Source organism: Natranaerobius trueperi (assembly GCF_002216005.1).
Taxonomy (GTDB): domain Bacteria; phylum Bacillota; class Natranaerobiia; order Natranaerobiales; family Natranaerobiaceae; genus Natranaerobius_A; species Natranaerobius_A trueperi.
The window spans coordinates 226,682-240,984 of sequence record NZ_NIQC01000001.1; the positions used below are offsets into that span (position 1 = coordinate 226,682).

14 protein-coding genes and 2 pseudogenes are annotated in these 14,303 nt (G+C 32.9%); 4 read left to right on the forward strand and 12 right to left on the reverse strand.

Features of this window, described 5'->3' with window-relative positions:
• Positions 1–31 precede the first annotated feature (31 nt).
• Both CDO51_RS01035 and CDO51_RS01040 read left to right on the forward strand, forming a co-directional pair.
• A complete protein-coding gene (locus CDO51_RS01035; RefSeq protein ID WP_089022437.1) occupies positions 32–1,048 on the forward strand; it encodes an ABC transporter ATP-binding protein in 1,017 nt (338 codons plus the stop codon).
• A gap of 11 nt (positions 1,049–1,059) precedes the next feature.
• On the forward strand, positions 1,060–1,998 hold the full coding sequence (locus tag CDO51_RS01040; protein WP_089022438.1) for an ABC transporter ATP-binding protein: 939 nt from the start codon (positions 1,060–1,062) through the stop codon (positions 1,996–1,998).
• A gap of 137 nt (positions 1,999–2,135) precedes the next feature.
• Here the strand turns inward: CDO51_RS01040 and CDO51_RS01045 are convergent, their stop codons facing one another.
• The 10 genes and pseudogenes from CDO51_RS01045 to CDO51_RS01085 all read right to left on the reverse strand — a co-directional run bounded on the left by CDO51_RS01045 (position 2,136) and on the right by CDO51_RS01085 (position 12,237).
• Entirely contained in the window at positions 2,136–2,321 is a 186-nt protein-coding gene (locus CDO51_RS01045; protein ID WP_089022439.1) for a hypothetical protein, read from the reverse strand.
• Positions 2,322–2,378: pseudogene (locus CDO51_RS15220) on the reverse strand (hypothetical protein); the annotation flags it as partial.
• Positions 2,379–3,169: 791 nt separating this feature from the next.
• Positions 3,170–4,171, reverse strand: a complete 1,002-nt coding sequence (locus CDO51_RS01050; RefSeq protein WP_089022440.1) for a copper amine oxidase N-terminal domain-containing protein — start codon at positions 4,169–4,171, stop codon at positions 3,170–3,172.
• A gap of 174 nt (positions 4,172–4,345) precedes the next feature.
• On the reverse strand, positions 4,346–4,594 hold the full coding sequence (locus tag CDO51_RS01055) for a hypothetical protein (RefSeq protein WP_089022441.1): 249 nt from the start codon (positions 4,592–4,594) through the stop codon (positions 4,346–4,348).
• Between the two features lie 111 nt (positions 4,595–4,705).
• Positions 4,706–5,845, reverse strand: coding sequence for an aminotransferase class V-fold PLP-dependent enzyme (locus CDO51_RS01060; RefSeq protein WP_089022442.1), 1,140 nt, complete (start codon positions 5,843–5,845; stop codon positions 4,706–4,708).
• Positions 5,846–5,873: 28 nt separating this feature from the next.
• Positions 5,874–6,089 carry a sulfurtransferase TusA family protein gene (locus CDO51_RS01065; RefSeq protein WP_089022443.1) on the reverse strand — a complete coding sequence of 72 codons (216 nt, stop codon included), beginning with the start codon at positions 6,087–6,089 and terminating at the stop codon, positions 5,874–5,876.
• 16 nt (positions 6,090–6,105) lie between these two features.
• Positions 6,106–7,188: a YedE family putative selenium transporter gene (gene yedE, locus CDO51_RS01070; RefSeq protein WP_089022444.1), complete on the reverse strand. Its 1,083-nt coding sequence runs from the start codon at positions 7,186–7,188 to the stop codon at positions 6,106–6,108.
• A 158-nt stretch (positions 7,189–7,346) separates the two neighbouring features.
• On the reverse strand, positions 7,347–9,167 hold the full coding sequence (locus CDO51_RS01075; RefSeq protein ID WP_089022445.1) for a glucose dehydrogenase: 1,821 nt from the start codon (positions 9,165–9,167) through the stop codon (positions 7,347–7,349).
• Between the two features lie 96 nt (positions 9,168–9,263).
• The gene (gene helD / locus CDO51_RS01080) at positions 9,264–11,510 is read right to left on the reverse strand and encodes an RNA polymerase recycling motor HelD (RefSeq protein WP_089022446.1); all 2,247 of its coding nucleotides are present in this window, start codon (positions 11,508–11,510) and stop codon (positions 9,264–9,266) included.
• A gap of 76 nt (positions 11,511–11,586) precedes the next feature.
• Entirely contained in the window at positions 11,587–12,237 is a 651-nt protein-coding gene (locus tag CDO51_RS01085) for a class I SAM-dependent methyltransferase (protein WP_205842042.1), read from the reverse strand.
• A gap of 522 nt (positions 12,238–12,759) precedes the next feature.
• On the opposite strand from CDO51_RS01085, the gene CDO51_RS01090 reads away from it, so the two are divergent.
• Both CDO51_RS01090 and CDO51_RS13655 read left to right on the forward strand, forming a co-directional pair.
• Positions 12,760–12,972 (forward strand): DUF2325 domain-containing protein, encoded by a 213-nt coding sequence (locus tag CDO51_RS01090; protein WP_089022447.1) that lies wholly within the window; start codon positions 12,760–12,762, stop codon positions 12,970–12,972.
• 134 nt (positions 12,973–13,106) lie between these two features.
• Positions 13,107–13,280 carry a hypothetical protein gene (locus tag CDO51_RS13655; protein ID WP_158212260.1) on the forward strand — a complete coding sequence of 58 codons (174 nt, stop codon included), beginning with the start codon at positions 13,107–13,109 and terminating at the stop codon, positions 13,278–13,280.
• A 44-nt stretch (positions 13,281–13,324) separates the two neighbouring features.
• Here CDO51_RS13655 and CDO51_RS01095 read toward each other — a convergent pair whose 3' ends face one another.
• Both CDO51_RS01095 and CDO51_RS01100 read right to left on the reverse strand, forming a co-directional pair.
• Positions 13,325–13,723: a hypothetical protein gene (locus CDO51_RS01095; protein ID WP_143824648.1), complete on the reverse strand. Its 399-nt coding sequence runs from the start codon at positions 13,721–13,723 to the stop codon at positions 13,325–13,327.
• Between the two features lie 136 nt (positions 13,724–13,859).
• A pseudogene (locus tag CDO51_RS01100) lies at positions 13,860–14,225 on the reverse strand (zinc ribbon domain-containing protein); the annotation flags it as partial.
• Between the last annotated feature and the right edge of the window lie 78 nt (positions 14,226–14,303).

Consider the following 14,303-nt stretch of genomic DNA (forward strand, 5'->3'; position numbering starts at 1 on the left):
CTTAATCAAGCTTTTCATAGGAGGGAGAACAATGAGTGAAAAACTCCTAGAGGTAAAAGACCTCAGTATTCATTATGTGACAGAAGATGGGCGAGTTAAAGCATGTGATGGAGTAAATTTTTGGTTAAATAAAGGTGAAACCCTTGGGTTGGTTGGAGAAACTGGTGCCGGGAAAACTACCACTGCCCTAGGGATTATGAACCTAGTACCTGACCCACCAGGTGTTGTAGAAAATGGTGAAGTATATTTTCAAGAAGAAAATTTACTTGAGAAAAAAGAAGCTCAATTGAAAAAAATTCGTGGTAACCTAATATCTATGATATTTCAAGATCCTATGACTTCTTTAAATCCGGTTATCACAATAGGTGAACAGATTGCAGAAGGTATTCAACTGCATCAAAATCTAAATAGTAGTGACGCTATGGAAAAAGCAAAAGAAATGTTAGAAGTAGTTGGCTTACCTAAATCCCGTGCTAACGATTATCCTCATCAATTTAGTGGAGGTATGAAACAAAGGGTTGTAATAGCTATTGCTCTTGCTTGTAACCCTTCTCTTTTGATAGCTGACGAACCTACTACTGCTTTGGATGTTACTATCCAAGCTCAAGTTCTAGAAGTTATGAAAGATCTAGTAGAAGAGTTTGAAACATCTATGCTCATGATAACTCATGACCTAGGAATTGTTGCTGATGCCTGTGACAAAGTAGCTATTATGTATACTGGTAAAATTGTTGAGTTCACTGACAAGAAAACTCTATTTACAAGCCCAAAACACCCGTACACTAAAGGACTCTTTGGATCTATCCCAAGCCTTGATGATGATGAGGATAGGCTTAATCCTATCAAAGGTCTTATGCCTGAACCGACTGAACTTCCGGAAGGGTGTCCATTTAACCCTAGGTGTCCTAAAGCAATCGATGTCTGTAAAGAGGTCCATCCAGAAGAAGTCATCACTAATGAAGGTGAAAATAGTGAACACAGGGTCCTCTGTCATATGTTCGACAGCAGGTATGAACACAAATTCACAGATTCCACGGTCAAAAGCTAGGAGGGTCAATCATGGCTGACAAGTTACTAGAAGTTAATGGATTAAAAAGGTATTTTAACACCAAAGAAGGTCAACTACATGCTGTAGACAATATACATTTTAGTATTAACAAAGGAGAAACTCTTGGACTTGTAGGAGAATCTGGTTGTGGTAAGTCTACTACTGGACGATTAGTTTTAAGGTTGATTCCACCAACTGATGGTGAAATTAAGTTTGAAGGCCAGGATATTAAAAAATTTGATAAAAAGGCTATTCACAAATTCAGACGAGATGCACAAATAGTCTTTCAAGATCCTTTTTCTTCTCTTAATCCTAGAATGAATGTTAAAAATATCATCTCGGAACCTTTTGAGATTCATAATATCCGAGAAAATACTAAAACGCGTGTATCAGAGCTTATGGATCTAGTTGGACTTTCTAGTCGTCTTTTAAATGCTTATCCACATGAGTTAGATGGTGGTAGACGACAGCGTGTAGGTATCGCTCGTGCTTTAGCTTTAAACCCTAAGTTTATTGTACTTGATGAACCAGTTTCATCTCTTGATGTATCTATTCAAGCTCAAATTCTTAACCTTTTAGATGATCTGCAAGATGAATTAGATCTAACTTATCTCTTTATTGCTCACGACCTATCAGTTGTTAAGCATATAAGTGATAAGGTTGCTGTTATGTATGTAGGTAAAATGGTTGAGATGACTGATTATAGTGCTATCTTTAAAAACCCAAAACATCCATATACTAAAGCTCTAATTTCTGCTATCCCGATCCCGTCTATTGAAGTTGAACAAAGACGGATTATTCTAGAAGGTGATGTCCCTAGTCCTGTTAACCCTGGGAAAGGTTGTCGTTTCTATAGTAGATGTTTTGAAAGAAAAGATATTTGTAAAGAACAAGAACCTGAATTAAACCACGTTGAAGGACATGGACTTGTTGCATGTCATAATGTATAAGAAAAACCCCGGATCCCGGGGTTTTTTCATTATTCAAAAAAATAAGCTGAGGGAATTCCCCCAGCAACGGATCTTTTAGTTAAGTTCTCCCATAACTTCATCTACACGATAAAGTATTTTTAAAGACTGTGCTCTTGTTAATTCATCTTTTGGTAAGAAGTATATTCTCCATCACCATTCATAATATCTAAATTATTTACTAAATAAACTTCATCTCGATATTCAGTAGGTATTTCACTTGCATCTGATACCTGTAACGGAAAGATGAATTCATCATTTATAAGTAAATCTAAATCTAAAGTTTTAACAATTATTACAGCCATTTCTTCTCTTGTAACAATTTTATCTGGTTGAAACTTCTTTCTATCATTAAAAATACCTTTTTTTACCTAGGTATTGTATCTCTTCATAAGTTATCATGATCTTTATCTTTAAAATAAGGTTCATCTAAAACACCACTAAGTCTTTTTTGTAACATATAGCTAATGATTCCTGCAAATTTCTTATCTAGTCACTTCCTTATCCGGAGCTAATTCACCTTTTCTTAAAGGTAATATCTTCTGCTAAAGCAAGTTCTAAATGAACCATCAACTTGACAGATACTTACTTCAAGTCCTCTTCTTTTCCATTAGTCACTTCATCTTCTTTATAATCTACAAATTTATTCCATCTGAAAAATTCTTATTAACTCTACTTAACCTCACCTTCAATTGCATCAATTCTGATAGTTATCATATTACCTTGAACTGGGGTTACTATCATACTTCGCATGAAGTTAAACTGATACTCCCTCGACCATTTAAATCTCTATCTATAATCGGATCAGTATCTATCTTATCTTGTTCAATTAGATCTGAATAAAGGGTCTCTAACTTTTCTAATGCAACTTATCTTGCCTCTTCTAAAGATACACGAGCCAATCCTTCATAACTTTTATTAACTTATCTAGTAGTTTATAACAACACATTTTTGTCGACAATTTCCCAGGAAATATGATGGGATATATTTTTAGATTTACTAAAATAATGGATTTAAGGAAAGCGATTACAGGTAGAGTGGGTTTTAGAGTAAAACGAGCAAAAAAATCCTCCCCTTAAGAGTTATAAAGACTCTAAGGGGGGGATTTGATAGTGTTAGGAAACCAGCTAAACACCTAACGAAAAAACTTATATTACTCCATCTTTTCTCCATCATCAATAACAATTTGGTCTTCTAGTAGATATGCATTGTTTAAGTTTAAAACATCTCTAAAGAAATTAAGTGGAACAAATGTTCTTCCAGCCTTTAGTTCTGGAGCAATTAGTTCAATTGGAGCTTTTTTAGCATAGTTGTATTCCTTCTCTCCAATAGTTAGAGAAGCTACATTTCCTATCATAATTTGTCCATTTTTCCATGTTACTTCATATCCTAAAGTTTCTGCAATTTCTCTAACAGGTACCATAGGCATATCATCAGTAAAATATGGTTCGTAAGTATCAATTATTTCATTTTCTACTACTATATCTAAAGATGAGATATCTTCTTTCATATTGGTAGCTTCAATTTTTTGATCATACGTTGTGTTCATAGTTTCTCTGTCTTCAAATAACACAACTACTTTCTCAGGAGTAGTTTTAGCTGGAATACTTCTAGTTGAAATATCATAAGTTACCAGCAACTCTCTGTCTTCTAAATCTCCTTCAAATTTTTCTCCATCATTATTAATTACTTTGGTATCTTCTTCGATATTTAGCTTTAGGGAATTATCTGTACTAATTAGATCTTCATTAAACTTATGAGCCTTTTTATTTTCATCTAGCTCACCAGTAGTAATGGCAACAGCTTGATACTGTGGAGGATAAATCATAGTGATAGGTTTCATATTATCATAATACCCTGTGATTAAAGTATCCTCAGTAATTTCATCTGCTCCTAATATAGGTGTAGAATCTGAAACTAACAGATGCGCTTTTTGATCATGATCGTTTTCTAAGAAAACTTTTTGTACATCATCTAAACTTGGATGATCTGATATTTCTTCTACTACACCGGTAAATTCACCTATCCTGTCTTTTGGAGTCCCATTTTCATTTGTGGTGTCTACACCAGCTGGACCAGCTGATACAGATACACTTGTTACTAGTGCTAGTGAAAATACTGCAAACGTACTTCCAAAGCTTCTTTTAAATTTCATATCACTCTCTCCTTTACCAATTTTTTATTCTCTAACCTAATAGACGACAAATAGTTTAAAAAGTAACGTATTTTAAAAAAAAGGCACTCACATAGAAATGTGATGCCACTGTCCTTAATCTTTAATATATTGTCTACTATTTCATGTCCCCTTAAAGACATTATACTAGTTTTCTTAAAAAGCTTCTATTTCATTTTCAAGACGTTCTTTTTCTTTTTTTAGCCTGTCCATTTCTTCTTCATACTGCTTTAACACCTCATCTTTGTCTTCATGTGATTCATTGAACTCTTCTAGTTCTTTAACTAAGTCTTTAAGGTCTTCAATTTCTTGTTTTGCATCATTTAATAATACATACTCTCTAGCATAGCCAGTTGCAACTATTACTAAAAATGATGCTAATAAAACTAGTAAAACTTTTTTCATATTCATTCCCTCCCTTATACGCCCTATAAGACGCTAGGAAGCGCTAAAAGTTATGTAAAAATCACAGATAAAATAAGTAAAAAAAGCATCTGTACAACAGATGCTTTTAATTTACATATTTTGTGAGATCTCTTCTAAGGCATTAATCAACTCATCAATTTCTTGTTCTTGTGTAAAAGGTCCTACACTTACTCTAACTCCACCTAGGTCAATAGTGTTTCCACTATTATGAGCTAAAGGTGAGCAGTGAAGTCCTGTTCTAACAGCAATTTGAAACTCATTATCTAATACTTCTCCTACCATATCTGAATCTACATCTTTTATATTAAATGTTACAAGTCCAGTTCTATTATTAGCATCTTGTGGGCCATAAAATTCAAACTGTGAATTTTCTTTAAAATAATTAAGTAATTTATCTATTAAAAACTGTTCATGTTTTCTAATTTGTTCTAAGTTTTCTATACAATAACGAACACCTTCTTTTAGGCCTGCTATCCCTGGTGTATTCATCGTGCCACTTTCAAAATCATCAGGAAATAATCCTAACTGACTTGTTTCTTTAGACTTTGAACCTGTTCCACCATGTATTAATGGGGTTAAAGAAATACCTTCTTTAACTATAAGACCACCAGTCCCTTGTGGACCTAATAATCCTTTGTGACCAGTAAAAGCTAAAAAGTCAATATCTAGTTTTTCAAAGTCAATTGGGAGTACTCCTGCTGTTTGTGCTGCATCTACTAATATATAAAGATTATGCTTTTTAGCTAATTGTGATATTTCTTCTACAGGTAAGATAGTACCTAAAACATTAGAAGAATGAGATATGACAATTAGTTTGGTGTTTTTAGTGATCATTTTTTCAATTTCACTTGTATCAAAATAACCTGTCTGGTCTCCTGGTATGATATCATACTCGACATCTTTTGTTTCTTTTAAATATTGTAATGGTCTAACAACTGAGTTGTGTTCAACTGGACTAATTAATACATGATCACCTGCTACTAGTAGACTTTTTAATACTAAATTTAAAGATTCTGTTATATTTTTAGTAAATACAATCTGTTCTTCATTTTTAACATTAAATAACTCAGCTACTGAAGATCTTGCTTCAAAGATTACTCTACTCATATTTAGTGCACTTTGATTAACACCTCTACTAGGATTACCACCTGCTCTAAGGCATTCATCTACTGCCTGATATACAACTTCTGGTTTTGGCCAACTAGTAGCAGCATTATCTAAATAAATCATGGTTCTCATCCCTCCACGGGTTTATCGATTATTTATAAATATGGATCGTGTACTCTTCTTCATTATTCTCTATATCAACCTTATAATCCTGTGACTTTGCAAATTTCGCTACATTATCTTTAGCAGTTGGGCTATCTAGTAATACTTTGATATTATCTTCTTTTGATAGACTTTGTTTAGTTATGAGTACAGGTTGTGGACATGACAGGCCTCTAGCATCAACGATAGTGGTTTCTTTTGACATAATAAACTCCTCCTTTTTACCCTTTTATGGATTTAGAACTCTTTGAAACTAACCCGATACTTTCCATATTTAAAAATGCAACACCAAAAACAAAGATAAAACCAATCACTAATGTCACAATACTTACTGTGCTTACCCCTTCTGGACTTGCAGCTACACCAAAGTTATGAGCTAATGCTCCCCCCGTTACCATTCCAAAAACAGTAACAGTTGCATCACCATCTCCTGATCCAGATAATATTAATTGTCGAAGTGGACAACCACCTAATAAAATTGCACAAATACCAACAAGAGCCATCCCTAGAAAGTTAAATAGATGATCAGTATGTGCTACTGGTTGACCTTCAAAACCAAACTCGAAATTACCCGCAAATACATTTACTATTAATGCTACTAAAAAGATAAAGATAAAGCCATTAAAAAGTGTGAAGTCTTTAATAAGATAAATATCTCTAATTCCACCAGCCATACATAAACGTGAACGTTGTGCTAAAGCACCTACAATTAATCCTGCTACAAGTGTAACAACTAAAGGTGCTCCCATTGAACCAGGGCCTTCTTGGCTAAATACTAACATACTTGGAGCAAATAGTAGTAGTAATAATAGTGCCACCGCAAAAACTGGTGCAGTATACCCTTCAGCCATGCCTTGACGATAACTTCTACCTAGGTTAAAACCTTTTTTAAGAAATTCAGTTCCTATTATAATCCCAACTATAAAACCTAAAAAGGCAGGAATTGCTGTTAAATCACCACCAGCAAGTCTAAGTACCATTCTTAAAGGACAACCTAAAAATATTAAGGAACCAAACATTATAAATATTCCTAGTAAAAATCTTGTGGCAGTAGCTGATCCTGCCATTGGTCGAAATTCTCCACTCACCTTAGAAATAATAAAAGAACCAAGTATAAGACCAATTACTTCCGGGCGAATATTTTGAACAACTGCAGCTTGATGTGTTCCTAACGCCCCAGCAATATCTCTAAGAAAACAAGCTATACAAAACCCCATATTAACTGGGTTTCCTAATAGAACTAATCCACCACCAAATAGACCTACTATTATTCCTGTAATAATCATCATTCGTTTCTCTTCCATTTTCCGTACCTCCTTTTTTGTGAAAATGATAACTTCACTTTAATTATAATATAGTCATTTACTCTTTTGAAATTGTTTCTAAAGATATAAAATGAAGCACTTATAAACGTTATCTATACATAAAAAAACAGGTAGGTTATTAGGTAAATACCTACCTGTTAAGTCTTTGATACTCTCCAAAGAACTCCTGTATTTGGTATTGGATTAGGCGTCATATCCATAAACTCAAATACCCCAAAATCTAGAAAGTAAAGATATTCATTTTTTGGATCAAATTTTACTCCTATAGGACGGTTTAGTCCTTGCCCATACCTACCTGCTCTAGGGCCATCTTGATTTTCAATAAATGGTGTATAATCACCTGTTTCTGTATCTACTACTTTAATTTGAGCCGGAACAGGTTGTTCTACTTCACCTGTCATGGGCTCACCATCTCCAAAAATAGCTACAAAAAGATCTCCATCATCACTAAATTCATCATTGTATGCTATTTTCATAGGTGAATAATGATTAGGTAGTTCTACTACTGGTATTTCTGGTTCTGGTGGATCTTCTAATAGCATATCACGTTTCTCGCCTCTATCGCTTTTAAAAATAGTATCATAGACAGGATATTCACCTGCATAATCAGGCCAACCATAAAATCCATCTTCCTCTATTTCATATATCCAATCAGGTGAGTTTTTAATAGCTCTACTACCTCTATCATCATAACCTAATACTGATGCATATAGGTTATCATCATTATCAAAGGTTAGACCATAGGGATTTCTTAGACCCCAAGCTTTTAACTCTAGTTCATAGTCATTATTTGGATCAGCTCTATAAATAGCTGCATTTCCAGGGGTCTCTCCCTCTATTTGTTGACCTGCTTCTGTTGTAGTGCCAAAAGGTGAAAAAGCTCCTGTTTCTTCTTCTTCTGTAGGATCAGGTGAACTTAAGTCTAAGGATTTAAAGTTTTCACCTCGTAGTGTAATATCTACAGGTGGAATATCATGAAAATCTGGGTGATCCTCTAACCAATCATACATGAAATTATCTTCACCTACTACCCCAGCATTAGTTGCTGAGCCTTGCCCAAAATACATATATCCTTCATTACAAAATACTATTTCATTATTGTGATGATCTCCATAGGAGGGAAGGTCAGTTATAATATCTTCTCGCTCATCACCTTCAGGTGTCATCTTAGTAATAGTCCCTCTATGGGATATATATAAATAATCTTCATGATATTTAAGACCATTTATAGGACCATTAAAATCTTCTTCGATAACCTCTATATTAGTACCATCAGGGTCTAGTTTAATTATCTGTGGAGTAGTTTCTTTTCCACCATAGCTATAACCAGCTTCAGCTACATATACATCTCCTTTTTCATCAAAGGTTAAACTTGTTGGATAGGTAAAGTTCTTTGCTACTACTTCCACTTCATAACCATCTTCAACATCTAAGTTTTCTGGACCTGTTGTCATCGCACTTCTAAGTAGAACGGGGACTGAAACAATACCAATCACAATCATTACCCAGGGAATAACCCATTTAACTTTACCAGAGGTTTCACCTATCCATACCTGATAAATGCTAGTAAGACCTAACCCATATATTAAAAACGCAAAAAATGACAAGGCATGTTGATCAATTTCAGCAAATAGAGGTGGAAATCCTAAAGCAATTGGTATAAAAACCACAGGTCCGAGTATCCAAAGAACAATACCTATTAATACTCCATATCCTAATGCTTGACCTATAGACGGTATCTTATCTCTAACAAAATACCCATACACTCCTCCTACAACTACTGTTAACATAAATATTACTAGAAATCCGTAATATAGGCTGACCCTTGTTATTAAAAGGCCTAATGCCGGAAGTAACCAACCACCCCACATAATAGAGGCCATAACCATACCAGAAAAGAAACCTGACATAATACCAATAACTATATATTGGGAGGGTTTATTTATTGTATGAGGCAAAAGTAACACCACCTTAAATTTGTAATCATTCCAGTTAATAGTGTTACCAATTAATATAAAAAACATGATAAAAAATAAAAACCCGGAATAACCGGGTTAGTCATCAAAGTATGAAGTTAGTTGATCCATCATAGTAAATGTACTTAAATTATGGATAGCTCGTGTCATTGCAACATATAAAAGTTTTGCATCTAATTCAGTTTCATAAAAAGCTTCATCTAGACTAACTATTGTTACTGCATCAAACTCTAAACCTTTAGCAGCATATGAAGGTACAATTACTACACCGCCTTGATATTCTGCTTCTTTACCACTTAGTAATGTAATATCTTTCATGTCTAATAACTCATGAATCTTTTTACATTCAGTTAATGTTTTACCTATAATAGCTATAGAAGCATATCCTTGTTCTTGTAACTCAAGTATCTTTTTCTTAAGGCCATCAATCAAATTATCCTTTTGGGTAACTACATTGACTATTGGCTTCTCGCCATGTCTTACTACAGGTTCTGCTAATATTGATTCGTTTCCTACTCCTTTTTTTAATACATTATTAGATAGCTCCATTATCTCAACTGTTGTTCTGTAACTTTGTTTTAATGTTAGGCTTGTAGCTTCATTAGAAAAGATAGTTTTGTTAACTTCTTCCCAGTTACTTATCCCTCTATAGCCATGAACACCTTGTGATATATCACCAAGTAATGTAAAGTTATCAGTTTTTAAAACATGTTTTAATACATAAAACTCAAAAAGATTAAAATCTTGCGCTTCATCTATTATCACATTACTACTTTCAATTGTTTCTTTAAAGCCTTCTAACTGTGCTTTTAAATAAAGCAGTGGTGCTAAGTCTTCAGATTCAAGTTCTTTTTTCTTAAATGATTTTTTAGCAGTTTCAGCCATATACTCTGCTTTTTTATCTTCTATCTCTTCTTCTGAGTATTTTTTAAGTAACTCTTTATCCTTTAAAATCTTTTTGTAATGATTAAAGGCATTTTGTTTTTTAATATTTTTAGAAAAGTTTTGTGAAACTTTTTTAGCACCTGCTTTAATACGTTCTATCTTTTCATCTCGTTCATCCATAAGTGATACTGCTTTTTCACTACCTTCTTCTTTTCTTGCTTTAGAAATTATCTTTTCATATTCTTCTTTAACAGACTCTATAATTAGTTCCTTTTTTTGTTTAGCACGAGAAGATAGTTTCTTTTTTATCTGATCAAACCGTTTATGAATAGGTAGATAATTATATTCATTGTAAAAAGCGTTAGTTAGCTCATCTTGTGACATTAAGGTATACTCTTCGAGTAAAATATCTTCCTTTGGTAACATATTTTCTTTTACATCTTTGAGATAATTATCTATGAGTCCTTTAAACTTAAAAGAACCTTTGAAAAAAGAGCTCCATCTTAGTAAACCTACATCTTTTTCTTCTAGTATTATAGATAACTTTTCATTTAATTCAGTAACAGTTACTTTACCTTGTAAATTAAGTAGATCTAAACAAAAATCTGTAAAAGTAGTTTGCCTAGCATCTTCTACTCCTAGCTCTGGTAAAACATCTGAAATATAATCTAAAAAAAGATTATTAGGTGCTATAATCATAAAATTATTAGGGTCAAAAGATTTTTCATAGGTATAAATTAAATAAGCTATCCTATGTAGTGCTATAGTAGTTTTACCACTACCTGCTGCCCCTTGAACAATTAACGGTTTAGTTAGGTCAGCACGAATGATCTTATTTTGTTCTCTTTGAATAGTAGATACTATATCTTTTAATTTATCATCTCTAGTATCTCGAAGTGATGCTTGTAAAAGTTCGTCATTTGTAGTTATATCAACATCAAAAAAGTCTTGTAACTCTCCATCTTCAATAGTATATTGTCTTTTTAATGATAAATTACCTGTTATAGTCCCTTCCTCTGCTTCATAGGAGACTTCTCCTATTCTTCCATCATAGTATAGGCTTGCTACTGGTGATCTCCAATCAATAATTAACGGTTCATTATCATCCTTAAATAAAGATAGTTTACCTATATAATAAGATGTAGGTTGTTCATCCCTATCATCTTTAAAATCAATCCTACTAAAATATGGTTTGTCTCTAGCTTTTGTCACTTTATTTATAGTTTCAGATGATTTATCTAAATATCTAGCATTTACTAATATCGTAATATAGCTTTGACTACTATCTAGAAAGTCTAAAACCTCATAAGCTTCTTTCATATCTTCTTTAGATTCTTGTTGTTTCTTTTTGATACTATTTATAAATTGATCTATATAATTTATTGTACCTTTTAAATACTGTAACTCTTCTTTATAGTCTGGATGGTTTCCTATGGACAAATATTTTCACCTCACATTCCTTAATTATAACAAATTATATTGTGGTATAATGTACTAAAATTATCAAGTGAATTAATCAAATCTTTTTTAAAACTAAAGAGTCTGTACTGTCATATTGAACTAATTTCATCCCTAGCTTATCAGCTATCACTTCAAAGGTTTTTGGTTGATAGAACGCAATATGAGTTGGATCAATTCTATAAAACCACTTGTTAAACTCAATTGTACTTCTAGGATGAAAACGAGTCATAATAGCAAGATAGCCACCGTGATTCAGATGAGTCTTAAGTAACTTTGTAGTTTTAACTGGATCTTCTAAGTGTTCAAAAACTTCTGTACTAGTTATAAGATCATAACTCTTATGTTCATAAACTTTTTCTGGGTAAAAATACAAATCGTAAATATCTACTTCAATTCCTCTTTGACGAAGCATTTCAGCAAGTACCGGCCCTGGTCCACAACCAAAATCTAAAGCAGTTTTTAGTTTATCTTCAAAAGGTTTGATATTACTTTCTATAAATCTTTCAAACATTTTAACATACCCTTTATTTTGAAAGTTATTATCATGTCTTTCATAAACTTCTACCTCTTTTTTAGATGAAACTATATGTTTTTCATCTAAAAAAATAAACTCACAGTTTTGGCAGTAGTAATATGTATGTTGAAACTTTTCATCTTGAAATGGATAAGCACTAGAATAACAAATCTTACAAGAACGGACTGTCAAATTATCAGCTCCTTTAAGATAATTTATTTAATATGCGTAATAACACAAACTTTTAAAAAAACTGGTATGATATAATTGAATAGAATAGCTTAAGGTGTCTTAAGAGGGATATTATCTACTCTCTAAGTTTATAATAAACCTTATTTTAGTTCAAGAAGCAATCTTTGAGATAATCTTTGGTTAATATCTGCCTCTCTTTTATGTAATTTATCTAACAGGAAAGGATTTTTGGTGGCTCAAATCAATAGGTATTACTATGGTTCTTTATGTATATGGTTTTATATTACATTAGGTGGAGCAACTATTGTCCCCTTTGACTTTGTAACAAACTTATCAGTCTATATAGAAAATATGATCTATGGATCTCGCTATAGGTTTTTTAATAAAATATCGGGGCAATTTAATATAAATAGAATAGAATAAAAGCAACGATTGAGAATGATTCTCGTCATCAACCGTTGCTTTTTTACATTTCATTGAAAATCATTCTCGCTCATCCTACATATTCACAGGAGGTCAGCTATGACGGTTTTAATTGTAGGTGGCGATAAGGTAGACAAAATTAAGAATTATTTGAAACAAGAAATTGGTGCAACCAAAGTAAAACATGTAACCGGCAGAAAAGAACGCTCTATGAAACTACCAGCCGATCTAGATTTAGTTATAATTATGACAGACTTTATTAACCATAACTTGTGTAAAAACTTAAAATGCCAAGCAAAAAACAATATGTGAAAACATTATTTTGTAAAAGATCAGTAGCTTGTATTTCAAAATCAATAAACTGTTGGGAAGGAGGAACATGTAGAGGGTTAGATAGTTAAGTTTATTAAAAACATAGGAGGATTGTAGGGCCAACTCTGTTATTTATGATGGTATTTTTAGCTTTTTCCGGAAGTGCTGAAGCACTAACTCCAGATGTATTAGAACAACAATTAGAGCTACAAGAAGAACACAGGTTTTGGGAGGTTCGTACAGAGCTTCATCGATTCCATCATCTAGAATTTGTTCCTTATAATAAAGAATTGAAACAAAAACAATAGAACAGGTTCATAAGCAAACTTAACTCCCGATTGTTTTCCGGGAGTTATTTTTTACTTTGTGTTTTAGAAAATAATAAATCATCTCCTAGTTTTGAAACTAATAAACCACAAAAACTACCAAATGTAACATGATCTAAAAAGCTTAATAAATGAGCTAATGGTTTTTCACTTTGTGGAAATTCTTTTAGTTTAGATGTTAATCCATATATAAAGACAAAAGCTAAAGCACCAACACCAAATCCCTTGAACATAGCTTTATCTCGACCAGTTCTTGATAATAAATAAGCAAATGCTATATGAACATATTCAAAATCTGTTAGACCTTTTTTATAACTAAAATAATTCATAAGCTTACTAGGAGTCCCTGCTATTAAACCTGATATTGCTCCAAGATATATTCTATCTTTAAATTTAATCTTTATAACCCCCTTTTGACACTCCACACGCATAAATGCGTAGGATTCTCGGGTAGCTATGCGTCCTCAATTCATTTCTGCTTTAGACAGCTCCCAAGCTAAGGGTATGCCAGTACCCTTCCCATACCAGTGCATATAGCAGTATAGGCTGATAGACTTTTGCTTACGCTACTCCATCTATCACAGGTGCATGGATGATGTTCATTCCTGCTACCCGATCTCGGTGGGTTTTAAAACCACATGAGCATTGATAGTTTCTGTCTTTTACATGGTTGCGATTTCTACATATGGGACAAGTTTGACTTGTATATTTTGGATCTACATATTCTACTGCTATACCTCTTAGTTTTGCTTTGTACTCAATAAATAATGCTAACCGGTAGAATGACCATGTATGTAGGTTCTTTTCGTTTTTACGGCTTGTTCTTGCCGTGTTTCGGATATTTGCAAAATCAACCACTTTACGGCTAATTTTATGATCTTGGTCTTTCATCCATCTTTGTTCTAATTTCTTGGATTTACCTAGTTCAGAAATGCTTTTTCTTCTTGTACCATTTTAGATATCAAAGTATTGATAGTTTTAATATATTCTTTTGAAATATTGGTC